Here is a 14,304-nt window from a genome sequence, read left to right as displayed (position 1 = left end):
GTTTGATTCTATATCAGAGATTAGTTTCATTTTAAAACTCTGGGATGGAAGACTTACTCCATCCCCTATTGAGCTTAATTAACTCCTAGCAATTCCTTCTTCACGGGCTGCTTGCTGTACAGCCGCCGCTACAGCCGTAACAACGCGCGGATCAAATACGGAAGGAATGATGTGTTCTCGATTTAACTCGGCAGGACTCACCAAAGAAGCGATCGCTATTGCTGCTTGTAAATACATGGTGGTGGTGATTGTCTGCGCCCGACAATCTAAAGCACCCCGAAAGACACCAGGGAAGGCTAAGACGTTATTAATTTGGTTGGGGTAGTCACTGCGTCCGGTAGCAATCACCGCTACATCTTTACTGACTAATTCCGGTTGAATTTCTGGGATGGGGTTCGCCATTGCAAAGACAATGGGGTCTTTAGCCATCGATTTCACCATTTCTGGTGTTAATACCCCTGGCGCACTCACACCAATAAACACATCCGCACCTTGGACTGCACCGGCTAGTGTACCTTGGGCTTTGACAGCAAATTCTTGTTTTTCTTCGTTTAAGTCGGTGCGACTAGTAGAGATAATCCCCTTAGAATCGCACATCCAAATTTTTTCTGCTCCCGCTTTTTTAAGGAGACGGGCGATCGCTACTCCCGCCGCACCAGCCCCATTAATTACAATGCGGATGTCTGCAATGGGTTTCTGCACTAATTTCAGCGCGTTAAATAATGCCGCTAAGGTAACGATTGCTGTGCCGTGTTGGTCGTCATGAAATACTGGTATATCTAATTCTTGACGCAATCGCCGTTCAATTTCAAAGCATCGGGGAGCTGCGATATCTTCTAAGTTGACACCGCCAAATACAGGTGCAATATTTTTTACGGCTTTGATAATCTCCTCTGTATCTTGGGTATCCAAGCAAATCGGAAACGCGTCCAACCCCGCAAATTCCTTAAATAGCATCGCTTTACCTTCCATCACTGGTAAAGCGGCATGGGGGCCGAGATTACCCAAACCTAAAACGGCACTGCCATCAGTGACAATAGCGACGGTATTTTGTTTGATAGTTAAATTATATACTTCTGCTGGGTCTTGGGCGATCGCTGTACAAATGCGTCCCACACCAGGAGTGTAAGCCATTGCCAAGTCAGACACACTCTTCAGGGGGATGCGGCTGGCAATGCTGATTTTGCCACCACGGTGTAAGTTAAAGGTGCGATCGTAAACACTGATCAGTTTAATATCAGGGATAGCTTTGACAGCTTGCACAATTGTCTCTGCGTGTTCAGTGCTAGCTGCATCCACATTCAAGTCACGGATGGAAACTTGACGGGTTTGCTCAATCAAATCGATTGTACCGATATTACCGCCAGTGGTAGCAATAGCTTGGGCGATCGCTGCCAACATCCCCACCCGATTAGGGATTTGCAACCGCAGGGTCACACTAAAACTAGAATTAGGAGTTAGGTTCGTCATGGTGATTCCAGATTTTAAGTTCTAGATTGTATATTGAATTGCTCAGTAAAAATCGAAACGAAAACTAAAATATGACATTTTCATTACACCCAACAATCAAGCATCAAGTATCTAGTGCGGGGATTTAGAGGTATAGAACAGAAACAGCAATAAAAAACCAATGTTGGTCAAATCTGCACTTTTTTAACGCTCAGGTATGCAGAGGTTAGGGCAAAGGTACACAGAGAAATTTTTTTAGATAAGTTGCTATTTTCTCAAATAATTAAGCACGTTTTCATCGAGAATTGGGATCAGCACTATTTCAGTAAAAATACAATTAACGCATTTATGAATCAGAACCCTCGAAAACTCTTAGGTAAGGTGGCCTTGGTCACAGGTGCTTCAAGGGGTATTGGTGCAGCGATCGCCAAGCGTCTGGCGGAAGATGGTGCAAATGTCGCCATTAGTTACGCCAACTCAGTCGCCAAAGCTGAAAGTCTGGTTCAAGAAATAGAAGCACAGGGAGTTAAATCCCTAGGCTTCCAAGCTGACCAAGCTGATCCTGTGCAGGTCGAGAATTTAGTCAAGCAGGTTGCTGCCCATTTTGGTCGTCTCGACATTCTGGTGAATAATGCGGGCGTACTCGTTCGTGGCTCCGTAGGAGACTCTGCAATCGATACTGCGGCTTTAGATCGTCAGTGGGCTATCAATGTAGGCGGTGTAGTGACTGCTGTGCGTACTGCTGTACCTTTGATGGGTGCAGGTGGAAGAATTATTTCCATCGGTTCTTGTTTGGGAACTCACTCCCTTTTTTCGCAAATCTCTGATTATTCAGGAACTAAAGCAGCCCTCACAGGTTATACCAGAGGCTGGGCGCGTGACCTTGGTAGCAAAGGAATTACAGTCAATATCGTGCAGCCTGGTTCAATTGAGACTGATATGAATCCATCAGACACTGATTTTGCTGCCCAACAAAAGTCTTTCATTCCCTTGGGACGCTACGGTAAACCAGAGGAAATCGCAGCTGTAGTAGCTTTCCTCGCCAGTCCAGAAGCTTCTTATATCACCGGTGCAACCATCGATGTTGATGGCGGCATGAATGCGTGAAAGAAGGAAAAAGTAAAAAGTAAAAAGGCAAAAGAAAAAAACCTTTTGCCTTTTTACTTCCCAGATGCAGTTAGGAACGTTCAGAAAATAAACTATCCAAATTTATCTTCTTCAAAACAACTGTTTTTCCCCCTGCCCCCTGCCCCCTTGCCATCAACAAAATAGTATATTTTTTTAATTGGAAGTCCCTTAACTTGCCGGAGGTTCTTCTACAGGACGAATAATAGCTGGTGCGGGTGTGACTTCTGGTTGGAAAATTCCCCGCAAGGCTTGTTCTAAGGTTTGCGCCATGACGATGCGGTTTTCGTAGGCTACCACTACTCTCACTAAGGTAGGAAGACTATTTTGGGTGGCTTCTAGATAAATCGGTTCAACATACAATAATGATTGTTCAATGGGAATCACTAGTAAATTCCCTTGAATGGCTCTCGACCCTTGACGATTCCACAGAGAAATTTGTTGTGAAATGACTGGGTCTTGATTAATTCGCGCTTCTATTTGTTCTGGCCCGTATACTAGGCGTTCTTTGGGGAAGTTATATAACAGTAATTTACCGTAATTTTCCCCATCCGATCGCGCCGCTAACCAAGCAATCAGGTTAGTCCGTTCTTTGGGTGTGTAGGGTAAAAATAAGAGAAATTCTTCAAAGGGAACGGTGGGAAGACTGGTAATCAAATAATAAGGTTCGACTAAACGCGCTTGACTACCATAGATTTCATTGGGTATTTGCCATTGGTCTTCCCGGTTGTAAAATACCTGCGGGTCGGTCATGTGGTAGGTCATTAACCGTTCTGATTGAATGGTAAAGAAATCTAGGGGATAACGGATATGACTTTGGAGAGTCACAGGCATATTTTTGAGGGGTTGGAACAAGTCGGGAAATATCCTAGACCAAGTGGTGATGATGGGATCTTGTGGGTCAGCGATATAAAATTTCACTGTGCCGTTATACGCATCAATTACGACTTTGACAGAGTTACGAATGTAATTGATACCGTTATTGTTGGGGTCTGAGTAAGGATAGCGATCGCTAGTTGTGTAAGCATCCACTATCCAAAATAGACGATTATTTTCCCCTGGAAATTCACTGTTAGCGTTAGCGGCGACTAAATAGGGGTCACTATCATATCTTAAAAACGGTGCGATCGCCTGGATTCTGCGTTTGATATTCCGCCGGAACAATACCTTAGTATCTGGTAAAAAGTCCCGTGTAAATAACATCTGCCAATCTCTTAAATATAGGGAAAATAACGCCCTCCGCCACGGCGCACCTATCCTGACACCACCCAAGCCATTATAGGTATTGTAAGCATTATCACTACCACTAGGATAGTCTAACTCTCTCACTCTTGTTCCCGTCATTACATATGTATTAGTAATTTCACCGTAATAAATGCGGGGCTGTCCAATGGGTATACTCTCGCGCACAGCTGCGTTGGCTGTAGTCAGTGCGCCTTGTTCATTACTACCAATATCTTTGACAAAATATTCTGGTAAACCTCCGGCTGCGACTGTATTCACCGGACTCATGGTAAACCCGTAACCGTGGGTATAAATTAAATGTTGGTTTACCCAAGTTTGTGCCTGTTGGGGAACAGCACTATAGTCTAATTCCCTAGCTGCAATTAATACCTGGCGTTTGATGGGGTTTGGTTGTTCTTGGAGGGTGTAGCGGTCAATATCCGCATCAGGAAAGCGATAATAGGGGCGAAATTGTTGTAATTGGCGGTTAGTGTCCAAAAGTGGACGCTGATCCCAAAGGCGAATGTTACGAATCGTCAAATCATTGGCTTTGAGAGCCGCCTCTGTGAGTTTTCCTTGGGGGTTGAATGTTTGCGCGTCAATTGCTTCTAAACCAAATGCTTCTCTGGTGAGGGCGATAGTACGTTGAATATAGGGTTCTTCCCGTTGCAGTTCGTTGGGTTGCACAACCAAATACTGCACGATTGTGGGTAGGATATAACCGGCTACTCCCACAAATAGTAAATATAAACCTACGCCATAGAAGAAAAACGGACGATAGCGGGAAGCCGCACGCCAAAAGATAGTCCGCCATAATAGGTAGGTGGCGATCGCCAACGCTAAACCGCACAAACCGTTGTAAACTGGCAATTGAACATAAACATCAGTGTAACTTGCGCCATAACTCACCCCACGGGGAGAATAAACCAACTCATAGCGACTCAACCAATAACTAAAACTCACCAGCAGCATGAACAAGCCACCCATCCCATATAAATGACGCTGCTGTGGAGATGAGAAACCAGGGAATATACCTTGACTCAGACTATCTGCTGATAAAAGATAGGTGAGACACACAGCGACAAAACCATATAAAAACATCCCCATCAGCCAGATTTCTAAGAGTTCCCAAAAGGGAAGAGAAAAGATAAAAAACTTGATATCTAAGCCAAATAGGGGATCTGTGCTGTTAAAAGCTGTCGGCTGGAAGTATTGCAGCACCTTAGCCCAGTTGTGGTACATGATACTGCCTAAGCCAACACTGAACAGGAGAGCGATCGCAGTTAATAAAAAACGAGAGTAAATTAAAATAGCGATCGCGCCACCGATTACTAAACCTAAATATAAAGGCTGACTGAAAATCTCTATTCCCAATTGCCAAAGTGTTTCCAGTCTCACCGGAAGAATCATCTGGTTTTTGTCAGTTCCAAACCAATAGCCAAAAGCAATTTGACTATAGTGGACTAGCATTAAACCGACTAATAAACTCAAGATTAAAGCTAGAGGTAATAAAAACCTTAATTTTAACGGGTAAAGATTTTTGTCTTCTCTGGGGTGGGTTTGAGGATGTTGGGTATATCCTGGACTGAGCATTTTTTGTAATTTACTACTCAAACTCACCAATTCTGGTTGTACTTCCTCAACTTTCGCAGACTGGGGATACTTGAGTCGTTGCGCCAAGGTGAGATTTCCCAGCAGATAAGCAGCAGTTAGCCCAGTAATCAACAACCATAAACCACCGCGTGTCACCAGCCTGACTAAAAACACTCGGACATAACCAACTTCCTGAAACCAGAAAATTTCTGCACCCAAGCGCGCACCTATATCCGCCAATAGCCACAGCCCCAAGAATACTATCAGTAATTTAACAAACCATTTTTTGAACATAACTTTCGGCATTGGGAAACATCGGTGCTGAGTGAGAAGAAATACTCATCAATTATGTATTTGATACCAGCCCTGAACCTTGTGACCGGTTTTTTAACTCAGCACTGTTTATTTTCCTATTATTTCCTATTTTGAAACATCACCGAGTATGCGAAAATAATATATGGGGATCTCGGAATTTTAGATTTTAAATTTTGGATTGTTTTTGGTACAAACCCCACCGTGGGCGGAAAAAATCTAAAATATTCAATCCAAAATCCCTAAGCTGTATCCCTTTATGGGTGCAGTCAATCTAAAATCTAAAATCCATAATCTAAAATTGATTGACTTGCAACACGAAAGTTCCTGTAATTCAGCTTCAACAGTCAATTTTTGCGTCAATCCAGGAAAACTTATATATTCACAATGTAGTTAAAGATGGCTGACACAATCACACTGGAAAAGGTGATTGGTTTATCACGTCTTTGCGGGTAGTAGCATTGAGTAAACATACGAAACTACAAGTTAAATATGTCATACTCCGTGTGGAAATTCCGATTCATCAGGTGGCATCTACAAAGTAGCACAATCGGAAGTTTTGAACTGAGGTTATCATGTTCAGGAGGATTTATTTAGGCATCATTGCATTACCTATCTTTTTATATAATGCTGGTGTCAATCAGATTATTTATAGGGAAGTATTTCAACCAGAAACCTTTCCTATAGAGTCTCATTTTGCTCAGAAAACTATCAATTCATGGCAAATAGCTGGTAGAGAGCAACAGCCTGAAGATTGTTTGATTAGGCGAGAGTGTACAATATAGTTTCTCATGCTCTGTGTTCCTTTTAAGAGGCTCAATCACTGACTAAAAGCCAGTCAGTCTAGAAAAATTAACTGGTTTGACTCTCTGTGAATTCTAAATTATTTATAAACAAATTCAGAACCTCGATTTGAGTCAAATCGAGGTTCTAATTTAAGATATTAAACTATTTAATACACGAAAAATAAATTCAAAAGGTACTGTTAAGTACATTTTAATTTGTGAGATCTTCTTAATATTTATAATAGTATAGGCATCCGATTTGATTTCTGAAAAAAATCTCAGTATGTGTAGTGGACTGTCTAGACTAAAATAGTGCGAAAAAATTGTAGGTTGGGTTGACGTTAGGAAACCCAACATTGTTTATAGCGTTGGGCTACCCTACGGGAACGCCAAGGGCGAACGCAAAGCCTCAACCCAACCTAGGCCTAATTCATCATTTAAGGTTTGCCACACCACTACTAGTTACTATCTTTATTAATTAATAGCTATTTTCAATCATGCTGGTAGTCCGCCACACAAATTTATGATCAGTCATATCCCGCCGACTCTTTCCAAACGTCGGGAATTTGAACAAACCATTGTTTGATTTATTTATACTTTTGTAAAATTTACAACTGTGACAATTGTGTATAAAACTACAACCTGATGGGAAAAATATCCTGAATACTGCTAAATTATTGAGTAATTTGGGTAATAAGTGCTGAAATCAACGCATAAGTTGTCAAAAAGCAACGTATTTTCAATGTGAAGCGAGAGTCTAAGGGCTTGAGACTGTAAAAACGATGATTAATTAACGATAAGCATCTAGTAAAAAGGTAAAGGTAAAAAGGCAAACGGCAAAAGGAAGAAATTTCTGCGACTTTTCACCGATTTTCAGTGATTGCTCACATGAAACCATGCTGTAAGGGACTTCCAAAAATTAAATTATCCCAAATTGACTGTTCGTAGGGTACGTCAGTATAAAGAATATCTAGATATAGCGAAGGTTTCTCACGCTGACGCACCCTACAGATGGAATATTTTTTAGTTGGAAGCCCCTAATCCAAAATCCCAAATCCCAAATCCAAAATCCCAATATGCCCTTAGATTTAGAAAAATTCTATCAGGCTTGTAATCCCAGCAGACCGTTGATGATGGGAAATAACAGCGATCGCCGATACTATATTGATTTTGCATCGGTGCGGGGCGGTAAAATTATTGAAGCACTGCTGCGTACTATTACTCGCATTTCTCCCAATTCACCCACCTGTCAGTTATTTACAGGACACTTGGGTTGCGGTAAATCTACGGAACTATTGCGCTTGAAGGCGGAGTTAGAAGAGGCGCAATTTCATGTAGTGTACTTTGAGTCTACCCATGTCCTAGAAATGGCGGATGTGGATGTCACTGATATTTTACTAGCGATCGCTGGACAGGTGAGCGAAAGTCTGGAAGCAATGAAAATCCGCCTCAAGCCTAACTACTTTACTAAGTTATTTAGTGAGGTGATGGATTTTCTGCAAACTCCCATTGATTTGGGGGTAGAAGCGGAATTATCAGTGGGAATTGCCAAAATTACCGCCAAAACAAAAGAAAGTCCCCAATTGCGTCGCCGTTTGCGAGATTACCTCGAACCCCGCACCCAGGGAATTTTGCAATCAATTAACCAAGAACTCTTAGAACGGGCTGATAAGGAACTCAAAGCCAAGGGGAAAAAAGGCCTAGTTGTAATTGTCGATAACTTAGATAGAGTCGCCATTCGTCCTTTACCATCGGGGCGATCGCTGCCAGAATATTTATTTATCGATAGGGGTGAACAATTGCGTAAGCTCCATTGTCATGTAGTTTACACCATCCCCTTAGCTTTAACCTTTTCCAACGACAGCGCGGAACTACAACACCGTTTAGGTGGTGGAGTCGCACCGAAGGTATTACCGATGATTCCCGTCAGGTTACGTTCTGGGGAGATTTTCCAGCAAGGCTTAGATTTGATGCGTCAAATGGTTTTAGCTAGGGCTTTCCCTGACATTCAACCGAGCGATCGCTTAAGCTTAATTACAGAGGTATTCGATAATTTAGAAACACTAGATAGATTGTGCCTGATCAGTGGTGGTCATGTGCGCGATTTATTGGGGTTGCTGTTTGACTGTCTGCGAGAACAAGATCCACCCTTTGAAAAAGCATGTGTCGAGTTAGTCATTCAAAGACAACGAGACTACCGCGCTAACCCTATCGATAGCCAAGAGTGGGAGTTAATCTTCCAAGTGGTCAAACAACAACGGGTTAGGGGAGATATAGAATACCATACCTTATTGCGTAGTTTATTTGTCTTTGAATACCGCGACCATCAAGGGGTTTGGTTTGCTGTCAATCCAGTTTTAGCCGAGACACCAAAATTTAAGTCATGGTTGAAGGACAATTCCCAGTAGATATTAAAACAGCCAACGGTAAGGCTTTACAAAGTTTATGGCGAGCGATTACCCTATCTTGTGGTCACTTTTCTGTAGTGGTAGTCTGCTGTAATTATCGTGTGTTACAGGAGCGAGTGCTGCAATCACTAGATAAATTAGCGGTGGGAGTGGCGCGCATTCACAAGGTAGTTTTACCCCCAAACACCAGAAGTCTTTACTCAGCTTTGCATTTTCAGTTAGAGACAGATAATCAACCCCCATCGGCGTTGATGGTTTTGGGTTTAGAAACCGTCGAAGAAATTGACGATTTACTCAGGTCAATTAATCATATTCGGGATGAATTGCCTAAACAGCATTCATTTCCGATGATTTTTTGGGTAAATGAGGAAATACTACAAAAAGTCGTGCGTTTAGCCCCCGATTTTGCCAGTTGGGCGGCGACACCGATTCGGTTTACCATGACGACACCAGAATTATTAGAATTTCTGCGTCAAGAAACCGATGCTTTATTCGCCAAAGTCTTAACCAACGAACATGGACAACGGCGACAAGCAAAACTCGCCCCAAATTATCCCACCCTAACGCAAGTGTGGGAATATAGCGACGAACTACATTCAGCTATCGGTGAATTGCATGAGAGGGGAATTACCCTAGAACCAGAATTAAACGCCAGTTTAAAGTTCGTTTTTGGTTTAGATAATTATATTAGCGATCGCATTCATCCCGCCTTAGATCATTTTCAACAAAGTTTGCTGATTTGGCAAAAACTTGTGACTCAGTCATCCACAGAAAAGCCAACTGAAGCGGAAATCTCAACTTTTCCCCGCCCGACTCCCCCATCTTCCCCACTTTTAAGACAGAGTGTATTACTGTTTTATCTAGGCTTGTCATATTGTCGGTTAGCGGCACAAAATCAACTAGATAACCGTGAATATTGGGAACAGGCGAAATCTTCTTTACAACAAAGCATAGAAATCTTAGAATTGGCGCGCCGACCGGATATTGCAGCAGAATTTATCGGTCAACTAGCAGAGGTTTTGGAACATCTGCAACAATGGGATGAATTACAAAAAGTCGCCCAACATTCCCTAGAGTTACATCAAATCTACGGGAGTCAAATTCAGTTAGCTTGTGACTATGGTTTTTTAGCCCAAGTCGCCGTTCAAGCTTCGCGGTGGTTACAGGCGAGTATTTTAGCCCATGTGTCCTTACTCAAGTTAGACGAAGCCCAACAGCAAGACACCATACCCCATGATTGTTTATTTCCCCTGCTGTTAGCGCAGATTTATTATTTAGTCTTAGCTAAAGCCCAACAAAAATTGGGTGAAAACGCTGTAGCCCAAGCCTATCTAGATAAAGCCACCCAGGAATTAACCCCAGCTTTAGAAAATAGCGCGCACCAATATGACGCACATCGTTATATTAGGATGTTGCGGAAACTGCGATCGCTCTATTTTGAAGCCGGGCGTTATTTAGAAGCCTATTGCATCCGCCAAAAACGCCGTTCTATCGAACAACAATATGGCTTACGGGCTTTTATTGGTGCAGGTCGTCTTAAACCCCAAAGACAAGCTACCAACCCGGCGTTAATGTCCGCCTCTGGTAGTAGTAGTATTGCTTTAGAAATTGCAGCTTCTGGGCGAGAACGGGATATTAATAACTTAATTGGCAGAATTAGCCGTTCAGACCAAAAATTAATTGTGATTCACGGCCCCTCTGGGGTGGGCAAGAGTTCTACTGTGACGGCTGGTTTAGTTCCAGCTTTACAAAATCACGCCATTGGTGATCAAATTGCTGTCCCTGTAGTATTGCAAGTTTATACAGATTGGGTGCGAGAATTGGGTAAATCTTTAAAGGTGGCAATTTCGCAACTCAAAGGTGACGCAGCTATTACATCAGAAGTTTTACCAGTGACAGAAACGCCAGTGACTATTAGCAGCATTTTAGAAAAATTACATCAAAATGCGAATAATCATCTCATTACGGTTTTAATATTTGACCAATTTGAAGAATTTTTCTTTGGCTGTACTGACCGCCACCAAAAACAGCAATTCGACCAGTTTGTCAGTGATTGTCTGAATATACCTTTTGTCAAAGTCATCATGTCTTTGAGAGAAGATTATTTACACCAAATTCTAGAATTTAAACATTTAGCAAATCTCGAAGCAATCAATAATAACATTCTCGATAAACAGATTCGTTATCAATTAAATAATTTTTCTCCTGAATACGCCAAAGCCATCATTGAAAAACTCACTGCCCGCTCCCACTCCAATCTAGAACCAGCTTTAATTAATGCCTTGGTTGATGATTTATCCAGAGACACCGGAGAAATTCGCCCTATTGAACTACAAGTGGCAGGAGCGCAATTACAAGATGAAGGTATTACAACTCTCGCCCAATATCAACAATACAGACCAAATAAATTAATTGAAAGGTATATCAAAGAACTGATCAAAGATTGCGGCCCCACAAATGAACGGGCGGCTTTACTGGTTTTATACTTATTAACAGATGAAAGTAATCAAAGACCATTTAAAACCCGTGCCGAATTAGCAACAGAATTGGCAGAATTGGAAGATGCCGATAAATTAGAATTAGTCTTAAATATTTTAGTCAGTTCTGGATTAGTGGTATTGTTCCCCGATGTTCCAGAACGCTATCAATTAATTCATGATTATTTAGTAGATTTAATTCGTTATTTGCAAGAACAAGAATCTAGTCTCCAAGCCCAACTTAATCAGCTGCGTCAAAAAGTCGAACAAAGTCAAACCGAAATTGAACGACTCAAGCGAGAACTCCGCCAAAAAAAGCAAAACAGCAAACTCTTAGATCCTCAACCCCAGCAAGGATTAGATTTACTGGCGGAATTGCGCGAGTTACGCAAGCGAGAAGAACTCAGTCAATTAGAAGTGGAACAACTCCGCGCCGAACTCAAAGAAAAAGAGTTAACCGCCCAACTTGTAGAAAGTCAAAAACAACAAAGACTCAGTGAAGCCAAATTAAATCGTTCCTTAAAAATGGCGTTGGCGGCTTCGGCGTTAGCGATTTTGGGGTTGAGTGTTTCCATTATCATCGCCGTAGATAGTGAAATTAAAACCCTGAGTGTTTCTAGTGAAGCGTTATTTGCATCCCAAAAAGGCCTTGATGCACTCAAAGAAGGAATCAAAGCTGGACGCAAATTACAAACCACGATTTGGGTAGATCCTTACACCAGAGAAAAGGTACAAACAGCACTATATCAAGCTGTGGTGGGAGTGAAAGAATATAACCGCCTAGAGGGACATACTTCTGGCGTGAATAGTGCAGTTTTTAGTCCTGATGGGTCGTTAATTGTCTCTGCTAGTGCAGATAATAGCGTTAAACTTTGGCGGGCTGATGGTTTAATGTTACCTATTTCCTTACAACATAATAAGGTAGTTAATAGTGTGAGCTTCAGTCCCAATGGTCAGATAATTGCGTCTGCTAGTCAAGACGGAACAATTAAACTGTGGAGTCGCACAGGTGAATTGCAGCATACCATTTTAGGGCATGAGGCGGGAGTCAATAGTGTTAATTTTAGCCCAGACGGACAAGCGATCGCTTCTGCTAGTACCGACAAAAGCATCAAACTTTGGAGTCGTGACGGTAAGTTACTCAAAGCTTTCTTGGGACATCAACAAGCCGTCCAAAGTTTAGCTTGGTCGCCTGATGGTCAAACTTTAGTTTCTGTGAGTGCTGACAGAACTATTAAACTATGGAAGCGTGACGGTCAATTGCTGCAAACTTGGAATGGTCACGACAGTGCAATTTTGACTGTAGCTTGGTCGCCTAGAGGTGACATGATTGCTAGTGGTGGTTTAGACCAAAAAATTAAACTCTGGAATCTTCAAGGAAAACTAGTCAGAAGTATTACTGGTCATACTGGGGCAATTACTAGCGTCAGTTTTAGTCAAGATGCTCAAACTATTGCATCTGCTAGTACCGACGAAAGCTTAAAACTTTGGAGTTTAAAAGGTGTGTTACTAGGGACACTCAAAGGACATAACAACTGGGTCAATAGTGTGAGTTTCAGTCCTGACGGTAAAACCTTAGTCTCTACTAGTCGCGATAAAACTATTAAGTTGTGGCGTTGGCAAGATGTATTGCAGCGTGACCCCCAAACCGACGAAGATGATTGGATAACTAGCATTAGTTTTAGTCCTGACGGTCGGATGGTGGCTGCTGCTAGTCGTGACAATACAGTCAAAATTATTAGTAGTGATGGTAAAATTTTGCGGACTTTCCCCAAACATGATGACCAAGTTTGGGGCGTAGCTTGGTCTGGTGACGGTCAAGTCATCGCCTCAGCCAGTAAAGATAAAACGGTGAAATTATGGAGTCAAGATGGTAAATTACTCCATACCTTGAAAGGTCACACCAATGCAGTTTGGGCTGTAGCGTGGTCGCCAAATCATCAAGTCTTGGCTTCAGCCAGTAAAGACAATACCGTAAAATTATGGAGTCGAGAGGGTAAATTAATTCATACTCTTACAGGCCATACAGATGCAGTCAACTGGGTAAGTTTCAGCCCAGACGGCAAGTTATTGGCTTCTGCGAGTGATGATTTAACCGTCAAACTCTGGGATTTAAATGGTCAACTTTTACACAACCTTGCTGACCATAAACGCCCAGTTAATGGTGTAGCTTGGTCGCCTGATAGTCAAATTTTAGCTTCCGCCAGTATTGATAGCACTGTGAAAATATGGAGTCGGGACGGTCAACTGCTAAAAACTCTATCCGGTGATGGCGACAATTTTACCAGTATCGGTTTTAGCCGTGACGGTCGGACTCTAGCCGCCAGTAGTGACGACAAAATCAAGCTGTGGAACAGAGAAGGAACAGCATTAATTTCCTTAAAAGGCGACAAAGAAGAATTAACCAGCGTCAGTTTTAGTCCCAATGGCAAAATTTTAGCAGTCGGTAGCGGTAAGGGTAGGGTGATTTTCCGCAATTTAGACGACTTCAAACTAGCCCAGCTACTAACGCGTGGTTGTCATTTTCTCCACGATTATTTACAGACTAACTCGAAATTAACCCAGAGCGATCGCTCTCTGTGTCCTCAAGATCATTAATTCTTATATCCAAAATTCCTACCTCCGCGCATGAATTCCTGGTGCGTAAGCTTCCACCACCCGACCAGTTTTAGTGCAAGAGATCATCAAATAATCACAACTATGACATTGGGTTCTAGTTAATTGGCTATCAGCAATATAGTGACGTTCAGCTGCACTGCCACAGTTTGGGCAGTAAATTTTTTGTACGATGTGCATAGTTGACCCCGGTTGTAATTCTGGTATTTGCGAAAAAAAATGCCAATTTAGCTAGAAAAATTTCTAGTTATCTAGAAAGCTGTTAACAGTGATTAACTTCGCTGTTAATTTTAAACAAAACTTTAGATTTGAAAA

General features: G+C 42.1%; 7 protein-coding genes. 4 read left to right on the top strand and 3 right to left on the bottom strand.

From position 1 onward, the window contains the following. Positions 1-78: 78 nt before the first annotated feature. Positions 79-1,470 (bottom strand): NAD-dependent malic enzyme, encoded by a 1,392-nt coding sequence (locus CLI64_RS09755; RefSeq protein ID WP_103137038.1) that lies wholly within the window; start codon positions 1,468-1,470, stop codon positions 79-81. 327 nt (positions 1,471-1,797) lie between these two features. Here CLI64_RS09755 and CLI64_RS09750 point away from each other — a divergent pair, with 327 nt between their 5' ends. Next, positions 1,798-2,556 (top strand): SDR family NAD(P)-dependent oxidoreductase, encoded by a 759-nt coding sequence (locus tag CLI64_RS09750; protein ID WP_103137037.1) that lies wholly within the window; start codon positions 1,798-1,800, stop codon positions 2,554-2,556. A 189-nt stretch (positions 2,557-2,745) separates the two neighbouring features. Here CLI64_RS09750 and CLI64_RS09745 read toward each other — a convergent pair whose 3' ends face one another. Further along, the gene (locus CLI64_RS09745; RefSeq protein ID WP_103137036.1) at positions 2,746-5,685 is read right to left on the bottom strand and encodes a UPF0182 family protein; all 2,940 of its coding nucleotides are present in this window, start codon (positions 5,683-5,685) and stop codon (positions 2,746-2,748) included. A gap of 593 nt (positions 5,686-6,278) precedes the next feature. Here CLI64_RS09745 and CLI64_RS09740 point away from each other — a divergent pair. From CLI64_RS09740 to CLI64_RS09730, 3 genes are all read left to right on the top strand, one after another. After that, positions 6,279-6,488 carry a hypothetical protein gene (locus CLI64_RS09740; RefSeq protein ID WP_103137035.1) on the top strand — a complete coding sequence of 70 codons (210 nt, stop codon included), beginning with the start codon at positions 6,279-6,281 and terminating at the stop codon, positions 6,486-6,488. 1,076 nt (positions 6,489-7,564) lie between these two features. Beyond that, positions 7,565-8,896 carry a P-loop NTPase fold protein gene (locus CLI64_RS09735; RefSeq protein WP_103137034.1) on the top strand — a complete coding sequence of 444 codons (1,332 nt, stop codon included), beginning with the start codon at positions 7,565-7,567 and terminating at the stop codon, positions 8,894-8,896. Next, complete coding sequence (locus CLI64_RS09730) at positions 8,872-13,971, top strand: hypothetical protein (RefSeq protein ID WP_103137033.1); 5,100 nt, start codon at positions 8,872-8,874, stop codon at positions 13,969-13,971. Before CLI64_RS09735 ends, CLI64_RS09730 begins: the two co-directional genes overlap by 25 nt. Positions 13,972-13,989: 18 nt before the next feature. On the opposite strand, the gene CLI64_RS09725 is transcribed toward CLI64_RS09730, so the two are convergent. Next, positions 13,990-14,169, bottom strand: coding sequence for a replication restart DNA helicase PriA (locus CLI64_RS09725; protein ID WP_103137032.1), 180 nt, complete (start codon positions 14,167-14,169; stop codon positions 13,990-13,992). Between the last annotated feature and the right edge of the window lie 135 nt (positions 14,170-14,304).

This window comes from Nostoc sp. CENA543, from assembly GCF_002896875.1.
In the GTDB taxonomy this organism is placed as follows: Bacteria; Cyanobacteriota; Cyanobacteriia; order Cyanobacteriales; family Nostocaceae; genus Trichormus.
The sequence above is the reverse complement of the archived record's forward strand: the minus strand, read 5'-3'. Positions and strand labels throughout refer to the sequence as shown.

Coding starts and splice junctions, on each gene's coding strand:
- CLI64_RS09755 (WP_103137038.1), bottom strand. CDS start 1,470: ATGACGAACCTAACTCCTAATTCTAGTTTTAGTGTGACCCTGCGGTTG.
- CLI64_RS09750 (WP_103137037.1), top strand. CDS start 1,798: ATGAATCAGAACCCTCGAAAACTCTTAGGTAAGGTGGCCTTGGTCACA.
- CLI64_RS09745 (WP_103137036.1), bottom strand. CDS start 5,685: ATGTTCAAAAAATGGTTTGTTAAATTACTGATAGTATTCTTGGGGCTG.
- CLI64_RS09740 (WP_103137035.1), top strand. CDS start 6,279: ATGTTCAGGAGGATTTATTTAGGCATCATTGCATTACCTATCTTTTTA.
- CLI64_RS09735 (WP_103137034.1), top strand. CDS start 7,565: ATGCCCTTAGATTTAGAAAAATTCTATCAGGCTTGTAATCCCAGCAGA.
- CLI64_RS09730 (WP_103137033.1), top strand. CDS start 8,872: ATGGTTGAAGGACAATTCCCAGTAGATATTAAAACAGCCAACGGTAAG.
- CLI64_RS09725 (WP_103137032.1), bottom strand. CDS start 14,169: ATGCACATCGTACAAAAAATTTACTGCCCAAACTGTGGCAGTGCAGCT.